This window comes from Vallitalea maricola, from assembly GCF_036985595.1.
GTDB classification, from domain to species: domain Bacteria; phylum Bacillota; class Clostridia; order Lachnospirales; family Vallitaleaceae; genus Vallitalea; species Vallitalea maricola.
Genome location: NZ_BTPU01000030.1, coordinates 25,030 through 41,276 on the forward strand (window position 1 = coordinate 25,030; position 16,247 = coordinate 41,276).

General features: G+C 31.0%; 12 protein-coding genes. 1 reads left to right on the plus strand and 11 read right to left on the minus strand.

Translation table 11 applies throughout. From position 1 onward, the window contains the following. Positions 1–9 precede the first annotated feature (9 nt). The 10 genes from AACQ14_RS10280 to AACQ14_RS10325 all read right to left on the minus strand — a co-directional run bounded on the left by AACQ14_RS10280 (position 10) and on the right by AACQ14_RS10325 (position 13,105). Positions 10–1,131, minus strand: coding sequence for a hypothetical protein (locus AACQ14_RS10280; RefSeq protein ID WP_339363496.1), 1,122 nt, complete (start codon positions 1,129–1,131; stop codon positions 10–12). A gap of 29 nt (positions 1,132–1,160) precedes the next feature. Beyond that, positions 1,161–1,904, minus strand: a complete 744-nt coding sequence (fabG, locus tag AACQ14_RS10285; protein ID WP_339363497.1) for a 3-oxoacyl-ACP reductase FabG — start codon at positions 1,902–1,904, stop codon at positions 1,161–1,163. Between the two features lie 17 nt (positions 1,905–1,921). Then, entirely contained in the window at positions 1,922–3,085 is a 1,164-nt protein-coding gene (locus AACQ14_RS10290) for a beta-ketoacyl synthase N-terminal-like domain-containing protein (protein WP_339363498.1), read from the minus strand. Further along, positions 3,078–3,518: a 3-hydroxyacyl-ACP dehydratase FabZ gene (gene fabZ, locus AACQ14_RS10295; protein WP_339363499.1), complete on the minus strand. Its 441-nt coding sequence runs from the start codon at positions 3,516–3,518 to the stop codon at positions 3,078–3,080. The genes AACQ14_RS10290 and fabZ overlap by 8 nt, the downstream gene beginning before the upstream one ends. 11 nt (positions 3,519–3,529) lie before the next feature. Next, a complete protein-coding gene (locus tag AACQ14_RS10300; protein WP_339363500.1) occupies positions 3,530–4,723 on the minus strand; it encodes a beta-ketoacyl-[acyl-carrier-protein] synthase family protein in 1,194 nt (397 codons plus the stop codon). A gap of 4 nt (positions 4,724–4,727) precedes the next feature. Next, positions 4,728–5,021, minus strand: coding sequence for an acyl carrier protein (locus AACQ14_RS10305; protein ID WP_339363501.1), 294 nt, complete (start codon positions 5,019–5,021; stop codon positions 4,728–4,730). Between the two features lie 653 nt (positions 5,022–5,674). Further along, complete coding sequence (locus AACQ14_RS10310; RefSeq protein WP_339363502.1) at positions 5,675–8,101, minus strand: homocysteine S-methyltransferase family protein; 2,427 nt, start codon at positions 8,099–8,101, stop codon at positions 5,675–5,677. Between the two features lie 76 nt (positions 8,102–8,177). Continuing rightward, positions 8,178–9,965, minus strand: a complete 1,788-nt coding sequence (locus AACQ14_RS10315; RefSeq protein ID WP_339363503.1) for a bifunctional homocysteine S-methyltransferase/methylenetetrahydrofolate reductase — start codon at positions 9,963–9,965, stop codon at positions 8,178–8,180. A gap of 9 nt (positions 9,966–9,974) precedes the next feature. Next, on the minus strand, positions 9,975–12,113 hold the full coding sequence (locus AACQ14_RS10320) for a DNA topoisomerase III (protein ID WP_339363504.1): 2,139 nt from the start codon (positions 12,111–12,113) through the stop codon (positions 9,975–9,977). Positions 12,114–12,208: 95 nt separating this feature from the next. Next, entirely contained in the window at positions 12,209–13,105 is an 897-nt protein-coding gene (locus AACQ14_RS10325; protein ID WP_339363505.1) for an AraC family transcriptional regulator, read from the minus strand. Positions 13,106–13,264: 159 nt separating this feature from the next. Between AACQ14_RS10325 and AACQ14_RS10330 the strand changes: the two genes are divergently transcribed. Beyond that, positions 13,265–14,782, plus strand: coding sequence for a sulfatase family protein (locus AACQ14_RS10330; protein WP_339363506.1), 1,518 nt, complete (start codon positions 13,265–13,267; stop codon positions 14,780–14,782). Between the two features lie 137 nt (positions 14,783–14,919). On the opposite strand, the gene AACQ14_RS10335 is transcribed toward AACQ14_RS10330, so the two are convergent. Further along, a complete protein-coding gene (locus AACQ14_RS10335; protein ID WP_339363507.1) occupies positions 14,920–15,792 on the minus strand; it encodes an SMP-30/gluconolactonase/LRE family protein in 873 nt (290 codons plus the stop codon). Positions 15,793–16,247: the final 455 nt, after the last annotated feature.

Below are 16,247 nucleotides of genomic sequence, written 5' to 3' on the forward strand. Positions count from 1 at the left end.
TCAAACAAATTAATTTAAGATACTTTCAGTATTACTTTTTATTGATAAAAACACCTGTCCTTCATTAATATATAATTCATCAATTATTTTGATTAAACCCTTAATGTATTTAACAGGATTTTGGTTATAATTCTTACTATTTACATTGTATAAGTACCTAGTGAATTCTCTCCAGTACTTTCCTACGCCAGCAATTTTAGCAGCGTCTTGTTTCAGACTATTCTTATCATATACTTTTCCTAAGTAATCTAGTGAAAATGACAACTCTTTTCTAAATCCAGTATTAGATCCTTTTAACAAAAAAAGCCTCATTATATCTAATCTTTTACTAAATCGCTTTGTTATAATCTGGTTATTTTCATATTTCTTAAATAACTCTATAGATTGTAACAATTCCTGCTTAAGGGCTAATAATGAACTGCATCCTTTTATCTCACATACTTGTTTTTCTTCATCTATAAGATAGCTGTCATGCTTTATTAGATACTTCTCACTCTCATTATGTAATCTTTGAAGACCTAGATAATCAAAATCCGTAGCCTCATACGATTGATCTAATTTCATAAAATACATTTCTAGAAATAAATTATTTTCAAAAAACTTGTTATAACCAATACAAATATTTGTTCCATCTATATCAATTATATTAAGAATAAAACATTGTTTTCTATCATCATACCCAATAATCAAACCAAAAGAAGAATTATTAATAAAAGAATTAGCGACGCTTTTATTATAATAATCTTTATCAAGTTTTTTTCCAGTCACATTTTCACTATGGTTCACATAAATGTTACCATCATAATAAATTGCTAATATTTCATCATTGTCAATACATTCTTTAATTCTATTTATTTCATCCATATTTGATTTAACTAATTCTATATTAAATACATTCATTAATTCTTTTTCGCTATAAATATTATAAGGATATAGAAACCATAGATAGGTTTCATTATATTTTTGTACTCCAAATTGAAGTAAATCTCTAACACCTAGTAGATAAAGCAGCCAATAATCAATTTCAATATTATTTAACAATAAATAATGGTATATAGTTACTATTTTACAATGCAACATTAATTTTGATGTTTTTTGTGGTAATATATCTGCATTACTAATTAATTTCATATGTCCACCATCTTTCTTAAGATATAGTTTTAAGCAGTATAAGCACCATCCACCACAATGGTTGTACCATTAATATAAGAGGCTTCTTCAGATGCTAAAAACAGTACTACTGATGCCACTTCTTCAGGTTTTCCATAACGTTTCTGTGGTATATTACTGATAATTATATCTTTATTAGGTATAGAATCAGTCATATCAGTCTCAATGTATCCAGGAGCTATAGCATTAACTCTAATTTTTTTACCACCAATTTCTCTAGATAAAGCTTTAGTGAATCCAATAATAGCAGCCTTAGAAGAACAATAATTAGTTTGTCCAGCTACACCGTACAATCCAGCAACAGAGCTTATATTAATTATATTTCCATATCTATTCTTAATCATGTTAAGAATTACTTGACGAGTAATATTATATGTTCCAAAAAAATTGATATCAATAACGCTCTTCCAATCATCAGAACTTTGCATCAACATGATTCCATCTTTAGTGATTCCTGCATTATTTATAAGAACATCTATTTTCCCTGTTTGTTTAATTATACTTGAGACAGCATGTTCACATTCTTTTTCGTTGCCTATATTACATTTTAACATCTCACAAAAAAAGCCTTCATCTCGTACCTGTTCCACTAAGGTTTCTGCTGCATCCATATTTTTGGAGAATATGAAAAAGACTTTTCCGCCTTCTTTTGCAAAAGCTCTTACGATAGCTTTTCCAATACCTCTATTACCTCCTGTAACCACTATAACTTGATTATTAAATTTACCACTCATGATTAACCCCTTCACTCTCAATGTTTTTCATAATATTTTAATACAGTACTCATGACACTTCCATATTCCGAGTATCCATTAACTAAAACGTACTTATATGTACCTTTAGTGTTTTGCCTATTTATATTGATTAAATCAATAGCTTCTCCACAATTAAAAACCTTTGGTATTTCTTGTTTCTGTAGAATACATATGGCAGCAACAATATTTAAGTTGAGATTACATCCTAGAGTATCCCCAAAAATACCTTTTATGGAAACTACTGGCGGTTTCTTTTCGAAGCAGTTCTTAATAGCTATGGCTTCAGCATAATCTATTGTTGGATGTTCTCCTGCTGCACCGACAATACAATCAATTTCCTCAGCAGATACATCAGCATTCTTAAGAGCTAAAATCATTGCCTCTTCAAATTCTTTATTTTCAAAAGTATATAATCCATCATTATTTTTTGTTGTTTTTCTGTGAGCACCTATACCACATAATTCACATTGGATGGATTCATCTGTCATATATTTTGAATCTGACTTTTCTAGAATCAATGTAACCAAAGATTCTTTTAAGTAAATTCCCTTGGGCTTTGTAGAATAAGGAGAACAATCTCCCAATCCACTATTATTAACATAAGGTAAATTATTATAATACTTTAATATGTTGTTAATATAACAATCATATCCTCCACAAAATATTAATTCTACATTACCATTTATTAAAGAATTATAAGAATATCTTAGTGCATTTGAAGACTGTAGATGCATGCTTGTTCCTTTTAGCTTATACTCCATTGTGACTCCTGCTATACACGAGTTCCCGACGGTTGCAGCAAAAATAATAGGGCTAACATTATTGATTCCTTTCGTGTATACTGTATCTAAAACATTTATTGTACTATCTACACTGGCATAAAACGTTGAATATATTGTTCCTATATCATAAGGATTGTACTTAATATGATCTAGTCCCCTGTTATAATATGCTTGAGTAGAAGAAATAAATGCTGCTACTGATGTTCTATTCATCCTACGGGTTTTTCTATAAAAAGGGGTTTCTAACTCGTATAAATCAATTTGTTGCTTATATAGATTTTCACTGCATGTATCGTATAATTGATCTCGAAATTCATCAAAATTATTTGTCATTGGTGTTATAACATCTACACCCGTTATATAGATAGAACTATTCATTATTATCCTCCTTGACAATATATGACAATTTGCCTTCAGCCACTTTTTCATCTTCAACAAAACAATATCCTTGTACAGTAATATAATTATTCACTTTACTTAATAATTCTACTCTAATCATTAACTTGTCACCTGGAAAGACACTTCTTATGAACTTCATTTGTTTTACTGTTACAAGGTACCCTAAACCATTCTCATTTGTTGGTTTTTCATCACTTTCATCTTTCATAAACATAAATGAACTTACTTGTCCCATCGCTTCAATAATCAAAACACCAGGGAAAACTATTTTTTCAGGATAATGCCCTTGTGTCCAAGGTTCGTTATATGAAACATTTTTAAAACCTACTACATATTCCATATATTTAGATTCAATAATACCATCTACCATAATAAAAGGATAACGGTGTTTTATATTTGATAAGATATCCATACGTTACCTCCTTATATGTACTTACAAATACCTATTGAAGCACAATTGCCAGCAAATGCGAATGAATTGGAAATACACAGGTCAAATGATATTGATTGTTCTTTAGTTGTTACCAATTCTATATGATTCATTGGCAAAGGTTTATCTACAGAAATAGATAATGGCATTTGTCCATATTTCTGACATAATACGCAGATTGCAAGCTCTATGGCTCCAGCTGCACCTAAGCAATGTCCTAACATTGACTTAGAGGAGGACATCCAGACTTTTTCTATTCCCGATTCCCCTTCTACTACCCTTTCTATAGCACTTATTTCCATAGGATCATTAGCTGATGTTCCCGTACCATGAGCATTTATATATAATATATCTCCATCTTCAAATGTATACTCTGATATTACATTTTTCATACATTCATATGCTCCTGCTCCTTTTGGATCTGGTGCAGTAATATGATAAGCATCGTTTTTTGAATCATAACCAAATACTTCGGCATATATCTTAGCACCTCTAGCTAATGCATGTTCTTCACTTTCCAGCACGAAAAAAGCTGCTGCTTCCCCTATATTCAATCCTTCTCTGTTTTCATCAAAAGGCTTGGTAGGATTGCTTGACATATTCTGCATTGAATTAAAACCACTTATGCTTGTATCACTAAAAACATCTACACCACCTGCAATGGCGACATCTACATTACCTGATTTTATTAATTCAAAAGCATTACCTACAGCCATAGTCCCTGATGCACAAGCAGTATTAATGACATAAACATCTCCACAATTCCCTATTTGCTCGTTCAAATAGTATATGTATTTACTATAATTATAATCTATACTACTTTTATCAAGGTTATCTTTTGTATTTTGTAATTGTTTTCTCATTTGTTTTTCTATAGGCAAGGAAATCAATATAGAAGTCCCCAATGAAAAAACTGAACGTGAATCTAGAGAATTTATATATTCTTTTGATAACCCTGAATCATTAAAAATTTCTTTAATAGCTAAATCACACATATATATATATTTATCTATCCCTTTACAATTACAAGTAATCTCCCCAGCATATAATGAAGGTATACCTATATCTTTTAATACATTTGTATTTTTAATACCTGTCTTTCCCTCTATACTGTTTATGTATAATTCATTGGCGTTCCATGCATTTGATGATACAGCTCCAACCCCTGTTACAACAACTTTTATCATTATACTATTCACTCCAGTTTTCAGTTTTATTTTGTATAATATAATCAACTAATGTATTAACTGAGTAAAATGCAGTAGAACTATTCTCAGGACTTAATTTGATCTCGTATAATTGCTGGATACCTACCATAATTTCTAAAGCATCAACCGAGTCTAGTCCTATATCCTCCAACTCACTTTCCCTATTGGGGTTAGTAAAAAGAGGTACATCATTATCAATGTCTTGGGGTTTCATTCTAAGCATTAATCTCTCAACTAACATTTCTTTGATTTCCTTTTGAATTTTTTCTCTATTCACATATATTCCACCTTTCTCATATACATATGGTTTCTCGTCAAAGCCATATTATATATATTATAATATGATAATTGTATCCTTCTTTTACTTTAATAATAGTGATTTAGTCATGATGTAGATATATTGGTATATGATATTTGGAAAATTAATATTTAAAACATAAAGAATATTGTTATTTAAGCAATCACATAACTTTTGCTTTTGTTAAGAAAATTAAAAAAAGAGCTTGTACTAATGAATTTGATTCTATTAAGATATATATAATAATATACATTATATTCAATAATATTTTCTTATAATTTAGCATATTATTAATAATATGTCAACTTTTTAGACAACAGCATTGCAAATACCAATTTAATATAATATAGTTATAATTTTATTGATATTTTTTTACTTTATTTTCTATTTAATGACTTTTCACCTATATTAATTAAACCTTTTTATTTGTTTATTATAATATTATAATTAATTACAATAAAATCAATTTATAATATTTTTAATATTGTACAAATTATATTTTAGTATAAGATAATTTGACTAGCAATTAATTAACTAATACCTGTCCAATAAATTTTTATATAAATAAAATCATCTTCTCCCTGTTTATAAAACACTTGGAAAAGATGATTTTTATTAAAGTTATTATTTTATTATTTATCAGTCAATTGATGTGCCAGTTTTACAGCCATATTAGCATCTTCGCTATAACCGTCTGCTCCTATTTCCTTGGCATAGTCATTAGTTATTACTGCTCCACCAATTATCACTTTTGATCTTAGTCCTTCTTCTTTTACTAGTCTAATAACATTTTCCATTTCTAACATAGTTGTTGTCATTAGAGCTGATAAAGCTATAATATCAGCATCAACTTCTTTTGCTTTTTCTACGATTACTTCTTTTGCCACATCTTTACCTAGATCAATAACTTCAAATCCGTGATTTTTCAACATTAAGGCTACCAAATTCTTTCCAATATCATGAATATCACCTTTAACTGTAGCGATTACAACTTTTTTCTTTTGTTTAACTTCCTTATTTCTATCTTTTTCAAGCAAAGGATCCAAATAGTCCATAGCAACTTTCATTGTTTCTGCACTCATGATTAATTGAGGCAAGAAATAAGTCTTTTCTTCAAATAATTCTCCCACTTTTGTAATAGCTGGAATAAGATATTCTTTAATAATTACTTTTGGTAAATCACCATTATCTATAGATTTTTTTATATTATCTAGTATCGTCTCTTTTTCTCCATTAACAACCATGTCGAATATGGCTTGTTTAACATCTACTTTCTCATTAGTATCTACACTGACTATTTCTTTACTCATAGCTTTTTTCTCTTGTTTACTGAATGATTCAATATATGTTAGGCTGTCCTTATCTCTTATTGCTAAAACATCAGATGCCCTCATAATATTCATTAATAATTCATCTGAAGGATTCGCTATAGCCATTGTAAGTCCTTTTCCTATACCCATAGCTAGAAAAGCTGTATTAATGAGCTTTCTTTCAGGTAAACCAAAAGAAATGTTTGACAATCCCACAATTGTTCCTGTACCAAATTCCCTGGAACACCATTCAATTGTCTCTAAAGTTAACGCAGCCGCTTTACTATTGGAAGCTATTGTTGTCACTAATCCATCAACGATAATATCTTCTTTTTGATATCCTAATTCTTTTGCATGTGAATATACTGTATTAATTATTTCGTGTTTTTCATTAATACTTTTAGATAATCCTTTATCACTAAGTGGTAATAAGATAAACATAGCACCATATTTTTTGGCTATAGGCAATAGTTTATCAATCTTATGCTGTTCTAATGATATGGAATTCACCAAAGCTCTACCTGGGTAAATCCTAAGCCCTGCTTCTATTGCATCAATATTGGAAGAATCAATACATAGGGGCACTTTTACAAATGTTGATAATTGTTCTATTGCTTTTTTCATGATATCAACTTCATCTATGCCGTTCATACCTACATTTACATCAAGTACCTGAGCTCCTTTTTCAATCTGCTCATGAGCAAGGGAAACCACATAATCCATATTTTTATTTCTTAGGTGTTCTTGTAGTTTCTTCTTCCCTGTTGGATTAATTCTTTCCCCAACAATAATGGTCGGATTATTTCCACCTATAGTTACAGATTTACGCTCAGATGTTAGAATGCTTCCTTGTCTATCCGTCCACATCCTGATATCAATATCTTTAACTTTATCCTTTAACTTACTGATAAATTTCTTTGTTGTACCACAGCATCCACCAATAATATTAGCTCCTGCTTCTACTAACAATGCTCCATAGTGGGAGAATTCATCTTCATCCATATCAAATATGGTTTCACCGTTTTCGTATTTTGGCAATCCAGCGTTAGGTTTAACTATCAACGGTACTTTGGCATATGGTTTCATAGCTTTTACGATATCTATCATATCATTAGGTCCTGTTGAACAATTACAACCTACTGCATCAGCACCAAGATTCTGAAGAGTTATTAATGCTGTTACCGGGTCAGTACCATTAAGTGTATAACCACTTTTTTCATAAGTCATGCTGACCATAACAGGTAGGTCACAAGTCTCTTTTACAGCTATTAGTGCAGCTCTTGCCTCATTAATGTTCATCATGGTCTCAATGACAAATAAATCAACACCAGCTTCCACCAAAGCCTTTACTTGAGGTTTATAAGCATTAACAATGTCTTCAAAATGATAATTGCTAAGAGGATATATCTGTGCTCCTGTTGGTGATAAATCTCCTATAACCCACACATCATCTCCAACAGCTTCTCTTGAAATCCTAACTAATTCTTTATTCATCTCGACCAGCTGATCTTCTAGCCCAAATTCAGCTAGTTTTATAGAATTACAACCAAAAGTACAAGCATAAACTGCTTTTGAACCAACCTCTTTATATCCTCTTTGAATATCCATGATAACATCTTTGTTATCAATAACCCATTTTTCTGGGCATACCCCTCTAGGCATACCTCTTTTCTGTAACTCTGTTCCTGTAGCACCGTCAAGAATTAATATGTTTTTTTGCAGATACTCTTTAAATTCATTTTTCGTCATAAAGAAATCAAACCTTTCAAAACTTATATATAAGTCAATTTTATATAGTCTAACCTAGCTAGTATATTCACGTTGATTAATTAATTTGTCTTATGGATTTTATTATCTTACTAACCATTTCCACTCTATTGAACGGCGTCATCATGTATATACCATCCACAATATCTTTAATTTTCGTAGCAATTTCCACTGCAACTTCTATACCTACATTTTCAGCTTCTTCTCTAGTCATATCTTTTGTAAACATACTACAGATATTCTCAGGAATATCTATACCTGCTATTTCATTATTGAGGAACCTTGCATTTTTATAGCTTACTAAGGGCATTATCCCCCCTAGTATCTTGATATCTGTGTTTTCTTTAATTATTTTTAGATTATTGATAGCCTGATCATTATAAATAGGCTGAGTCAATAGATATTTCGCTCCTGCTTCTTGTTTTCTTTTGATTCTCTTAATAATCTTATCTACATAAGTTAGATTAGGATTAAGAGCTCCACCGTATATCATAGCATCTTCAGAATCAAAATCAACATTCAACTCTTTAACCAATTCCATTAATTTAATAGAGTTAACATTAAAAACACTAGCTGTTTCAATTCTTTCCTCACTTGGAATAGGGTCGCCAGTGACTAATAATATATTTCTTATTTTCTCTATATGAGCTCCCAAGATAATAGATTTTAGTGCTATGACATTCTTATCTCTGCAACAAATATGGGGCATAACATCAATTCCCACTTCTTTCGCTATCTTATTAGCTATTATTATGGAATCTGCTCTAGGTCTTGATAAAGGTGAATCTGCTATAGTGATAATATCCACACCTTCTGCTTTTAATATATTGGCACCTTCCATTATCTTCTGAACATTACCATTATACGGAGGATCCAATTCTACAGCAAAAACAAATTCATTATTCATAAGCTTATTAAAAAATTTATTAGGAGTATAAGTAATACCTTTCTTCTTCTGCGTTTTATTTCTATGATATATGGATGAAGGTTCATAGTTACCGTCTAAATTTTCTATTATTTCTTCTATATGACTAGGAGTAGTTCCACAACAACCACCAATTACCTTAACACCAAGCTTTTTGATATCAACCATTGTTTCACCAAAATACCTTGCATTATCTCTGTACACTGTTCTCTCATATATCTTATCTGGATATCCTGCGTTAGGTATGGCTACAATATTATCATCTTCTATGTCCAAGTTCCTTATGATTTTATATAAGTGACCTACACCAATTCCACAATTGAACCCATAAGCAACCAGTCCTTTTATTCTTCTAGCTTCTTCAATGAGTCTTCTAGAACTTATGCCTTCTTTTGAGTATCCAAAAGCATTTACTTTGAACTGGGCTATAATTTCTGCTTTATCATTTTTAGATAAAATGTAGTCAGCTAGTATTTTTATATAATTGGTACTAGCAAAAGTTTCAAATACAAAAATGTCAGCTCCAAGATCTAACAATGTATTAATTATATAATAATACTCATCTAGGATATTATCTTTTTCTGAATCTATTTTTTCTGGGATAGGACCAATTGATGCTCCTACGAAAACATCTTTGCCTTCTGCACAATCTACAGCTATATTATAACCTTCTGTAAGAATTTTTTTAAGCTCTATCCTGCTGCATTTCAGACTAACTGTATTAGCTGAAAAAGTATTAGTTCTAATGAGTTTTGCTCCTGCTTCAATATATTCCTTATGAATAGTCTCAATAATCTTCTTATCATTGATATTAGCTAATTCTGAAACTGTAGTATCTTTTAATGTTTTCTTGGAATAATAAGTACCCATTGCACCATCGGTAACTAGAATACTGTTCTTTAAATAGTCTCTTAACTGCATATCATCATCCTATTCTTTACTTTCTTTTTCGATTCTCTTAATATTTTTAAGTTCTATTCCTGTATTATTATTAGCTACTAGAGTAGCTATACATTTCTCACCTGTTTGAGGGAGAGTGACTTTGTAGTCTTCTATCTTACCTTTTTCTAATAATTGTTCAACAATTTCTTTTTCAATAGTTTTTGTACCGTATCTCTCCAAAGTATTTTTCCATATCTTATATTTACAATTATTTCTCCAATCACTACAATAAAAAGCTTTACTATTTTCAAGGACTTTACCCTTTTGACATGAAGGACAGGTTCCTAAACCTTTCACTTTCTTTTTCTTATCCTCTGGAATAGGCTTTCGCTCAAAAGCTACTTTTCCTTTGCTCTTACTTGCTGAATTAACAAGATATACTACAAACCTTTTGATACTTTCCATAAAACGGTAGGATTCCATTTTACCTTTGTTGATACTGGTTAATCCTTTTTCCCATTTTCCTGTTGTTTCTGGAGATTTTAATTCTTCTGGAATAATCTTGATAAGCTGACATCCTTTTTTAGTAGGAATCAATGTTTTTCCTTTTCTCTTTATGTATTCAACTTGAATCAATCTCTCGATTATCCCCGCTCTCGTTGCAGGTGTTCCGAACCCGGATTCTTTTAATTGTTCTTTTAGAGCCTCATCTTCAGTAAATCTCCCTGCATTTTCCATAGCACTTAGCAGAGAACTTTCAGTATATGGTTTTGGTGGTGCAGTTTGTTTGTTTAACTTCTCCACATCCACAACTTTTTTGGTATCACCCTTTTTAAGCTTAGGCATAATCTGTTCTTTATCATCTTTGGTAGCTGTATATAGTGCTTTCCAGCCTTTATCAACTATGACTTTACCAGATGATACGAATTTCTCTCCTTCAATATCAAATATTATTTCCGTTGTTTCATACTTATAGTAATCATAAAAAACAGATATAAACCTTTTGACAACTAAATTATAGATATTAAGCTCGTCCTTGGTAAGATTATTAATTCTAGGTACAACATCAGTCGGTATAATAGCATGGTGGTCAGTTACCTTACTATTATTAATTATTCTTTTGTTGAATTTTAATTCACTTTTTTTTAGTAATGGTTCAATAGCTTTGTTATAAGGAGGTACATTGATTTTTCTCATGGTGCTCTTTACTTTTTTCTTCATATCATCACTTAGATATCTGCTGTCTGTTCTTGGATATGTAATCAGCTTTCTCTTTTCATATAGATTCTGCGCTAGACTGAGTACTTTTTTTGCAGTGTATCCGTATTTCTTATTACCATCTCTTTGCAATTCTGTCAGGTCATATAGTAATGGTGGGGGCATTTTCTTAAGCTTTTTGGTTACTTTTTCTACTACACCATCTTTATCAACAATTTTTTCTGCTATTTCTTCTGCTTTCTTCTTATCGAATATTTTAGTATCTGATGGTTTTTCATTGAACCAAATAGCTCTAAAATCATCAACAAACACTGCATATACTTCTATATAGTCTTTTGGTACAAAATTATCTATCTCATCTTTTCTATTAACAATCAATGCTAGGGTCGGAGTCTGAACACGTCCAATGCTTAATAATACGTCATTGCTTGTAGTATAGGCTCTTGTTGCATTTATCCCTACAAGCCAATCTGCTTCTGAACGGCATTTTGCACTGTAATACAAGTTATCGTATTCACTTCCATCTTTTAACTTATTAAAGCCTTCGTTGATAGCTACATCTGTCATACTGGATATCCATAGTCTTGAAAAAGGCTTATTGCATCCAACATAATTGTATATATACCTGAATATAAGTTCTCCTTCTCGTCCACTATCTGTTGCACATATTATAGAATCTACATCATTTCTATTCAATAATCTTTCAATAATTTTCAGTTGTTTTTCTGTATTAGGGTAAGGTTTTAATTGTATTTCTTCTGGAATTATTGGCAGCAGATTATATCTCCACTTCTTATATTTTTCATCGTAATCATCAGGTTCTGCTAAAGTTATCAAATGACCAACAGCCCAAGTTATTACATATTCGGCGCCTTCTATATATCCATCTTTTCGAGATGTGCATTTCAATACCTTAGCTATATCTCTTGCTACTGATGGTTTTTCTGCGAGTACTAGTTTCTTCCCCATTAATTCCATTCCTTTCAAGTTCCTTTTAATTCTTGTGTGAATTATAGCATAAAAATTAATTTAATGCCATAATTAAGCATTATCAGTATAATATTTTATTTATTTCTTTTTCTCCAACCAGCAGGTGAATACCCTGTTATCTTTTTCATTGTTTTACAAAAATAATATACATCGTTGAAGCCTAACAACTCAGATATATTAGTTATAAGTAAATCTGTCTTATCAAGCATTTCTTTTGCTTTTTCTATCTTAATGAAATTACTATAGCTTGATATTGAATATCCATATTTATTTTTGAATGTTTTCCCTAAGTAATCTTCATTATAACCTAGGTATTTTGATATTTCCTTTCTAGTTATTTTCCTGAAATAATACTCATCTATATAATTCTTTATACGTTTTGGCAGATCAACTGTATTAAATGATTTAAAGTAATTATCATCTTCAATTTGATTAAGTACATCTTTGATTATTAATAAAAGATTGGCTTTTGATATTAACTGCCACGTGGCATTATGTTTGACAAATGCATCTAATATGTCCATGTACCTGGCTTCAATATAATCCTTATTCTTTATTTGAATAATCTCTGGTAATATAAAAGTGTTATTTATAGTATACTCTTGTCTAAGATAATTTTTCTGTGGCAACTCCTCTTGAAAATATGAGGATTGGTTATTCTTCACATATGTATCCAGCTCATAAACATCTTTTCTATATTTAAAATCAAAATGTATCCATATGTTTTCTCCTTTAGTTTCTCTATCAACCCAGAACTTATGAGGAACATTAGGTTTTATCAATAGTAGGGTTCCTCTTTTTAATTTGTGTGTTTTCTCTTTTGTTTCGTAATAGGCTTCACCTTTAATACAGTACATCCATTCATAATCGTATATTTTTCTATAATTGTTCTTCCATTCTCCAAACCCTTGTTTTCCTACTTTCCTAACATAAGGGTTTAACTCATCAATCATTATATTATCTGTTTTCATCATATTCCCCTGCCTTAAAAATCCTTGAATAACTTATATATTTGTATATAACTATATCATCAATGTCTGATTTTTACAAATCTACTTCTGATTATTCCATTCATGTTTATAACCAATTAATTATAATATAGACAAAGGAATTTTTATTGGAGGTTTTTTATGAAAAAGACTAATATTTTATTGATAACAAGTGACCAACAGCATTTTAATACTATCGGTGCCTTCAATCCTGAGATTAAAACACCTAATCTTGATCGTCTGGTCAAAGAAGGTACAACTTTCAAAAGGGCATATTGTCCTAATCCTACATGTACCCCTACTCGCGCTTCCATAATAACAGGTATGTATCCCAGCCAGCATGGAGCATGGACATTGGGAACCAAGTTGCCTGACGATGTACATACATTCTTGGAAGATTTTAATTCAGATGGATATAAAACTGCCCTAGTGGGAAAAGCGCATTTTCAACCCTTAGCTTCTACTGAAGAATTTCCTTCTATAGAAGCTTATCCTATATTACAGGATTTAGATTTTTGGAGAGACTTTAACACCAATTATGATACTTGGTATGGTTTTAGTCATTGTGAACTTGCAAGAAACCATACTGATGAAGGACATATTGGACAGCATTATGCTCTATGGTTAGAAGAAAAAGGACTTAATAATTGGAGAGACTATTTTAGGAAACCTACAGGTGTACTAGACCGGAGAGCAGAAGGAAAATGGGATATACCTGAAAAATATCATTATGATGCATGGATTTCAGAGAGAACCAATACACTAATGGAAGAGTATAGTAATACTGACGAACCATTTTTGCTATGGACAAGCTTTTTTGACCCACATCCTGATTATATCGTTCCTGAGCCATATTATTCTATGTATGACCCTGAGAAATTGACCTTACCAACTATAACAATGGGTGAGCATGATAATAATCCTCCTCACTTCTCTATGACACAGGATGATGACGCTGATTTTTCCATCTATAAAGAAACTGGTTATAGCATTCACGGAATGCGTACACATGAGAAAGATGAAAAGATATTGAGGAAATATCTCTCTGTTTATTATGGTATGGTAACAATGATGGATAAGTATATTGGTAAAATCCTAGATAAGTTAGATGAATTAGGCATAGCTGATAATACTATTGTTCTATTTACCACTGATCACGGACATTTTATTGGACATCATGGGTTAAGTGCTAAAGGACCTTTTCTGTATGAAGATATGATAAAAGTTCCTTATATTGTCAGGTATCCTCATAAAATCCCTGCTAACAAGTCTAATGATGCTTTGCAGAGCTTAGTTGATATCGCACCAACCTTATTAAGTTTTACTGATATAGAGATACCTAGAATAATGACTGGTAAAGACCAAAAAGATGTATGGCTTGGCAAAAAAGATTCTGCAAGAGATCATATCATATGCGAACATCATCACGAACCAACTACTATCCATCTCAAGACCTATGTGAATGAACGTTACAAATTGACAGTTTATTATAATCAGACTTACGGTGAATTATTTGACCTTGAAAAAGACCCTGAAGAAATTAATAATCTATGGGATAATCCTGATTATACAGAGTTAAAAATAAATCTGATGATGAAGTATATATGGGCTGAACTGGGAAAAGAACCTATGTGGATGCCTAGGATAGCTGGGGCATAAAATATAAAAAATGTATTGTAGGACTGTATGAACCTATAATACATTTTTATATTCTTTGTAAATGCAGACTCATTCCCATAACTTAAATCTATCTGCTTTTCCTATTCCTCTTGTTGGTCCAGTATCAAAGCTACTGTTTATTTACCATATCTGTATGATTCAACTCCTTTTGTATTAAGCTTTATTGAATATAGATTTCCACCATCGCCTTCTTCGCTTCTTGCTGTAGTAATATATAGCGTGTCAAGCTCCTCTCCACCAAATGCACAACATGTTACATTTTTATCTGGGATTTGGATAGTAAATATTATTTTGCTAGTCTTAGGATCAACACAGTTTACGGAGTATCCCCCCCACATGGCTACCCAAAGTCTACCTTTGGCATCAATGCACATGCCGTCAGGTGCTCCTTTTTCAGCTTTAAAGGTGAATACAGTTCTTTTGTTCTCTAGATTTATTTTATCTACTACATCATAGGCGTCGATTTTTTTAGTAACTGTGTCAATATGATAAAATATTGAGCCGTCTTTATTCCATGCCAATCCGTTAGGAATAGTGAAATCATCGTATTTGGCAACAACTATGTTTTCATTTATACAGTACAAAGCACCTGCACAGAGAGCATCTCCATCTTGCTCTATTTTCATTGTGCCAATCCATAGATTACCGTATTTATCACATTTACCATCATTGAATCTTAGCCCTTCCATAGAGTCTATTTTTATTAGTTGTGTGAATTTAGTATTTTTTAGGTCTAGGTTATAGATTGTGTCCTTGACAGCGCAGATTGGATTATTATCTGCATCAAGTACAACATCACTAATATAGCTTTCTGTAGGTATTTTTGATATTGTTTTATGTACAGGGTCAAATATGTACATAAAATGGAACTCGATATCTACGAAATAAACAATTTTATTCTTTTCATCCCATATACAGCCTTCTGCAAGCTTACAATTTAATTTTGCCTCACAGATTAGTTCAGATTCAGCTTTTAACAAATCTTGCACAGCAATCACCTACTATTCTTTTTATTAAGTATTACTCAATTAATTATTATCAATTGATTTAATTTGAGTTTAGCATATTATTTTATGAGATTCTATAAATTTTCGGAAATATTTTGGGGTTTGTTTGTACAGAACGGAACTGGGATGAAATTTTTTATTCTTATATGCTTATACTTAGCTAGTTACAAAGATTGTATTAAATTGTTGAAGTTGCTTGGTGTAATATAAAAATGATAATAATCTATAAAAAATATTAGATCAATTACTATTAAAATTACTGTCGGTAAAATATCTTTTTCAATCTTTGATAAGATAGCCACCTTATAGCAATTCATCTATTTTGTGGCTTTACAGTTCATATAATAACATTTTCATGCATAAAAACACACTATACATAGTTCTATTAACTACATCTCAAAACATTACAACTGCCTTTAACACTATAGTTTACGCTG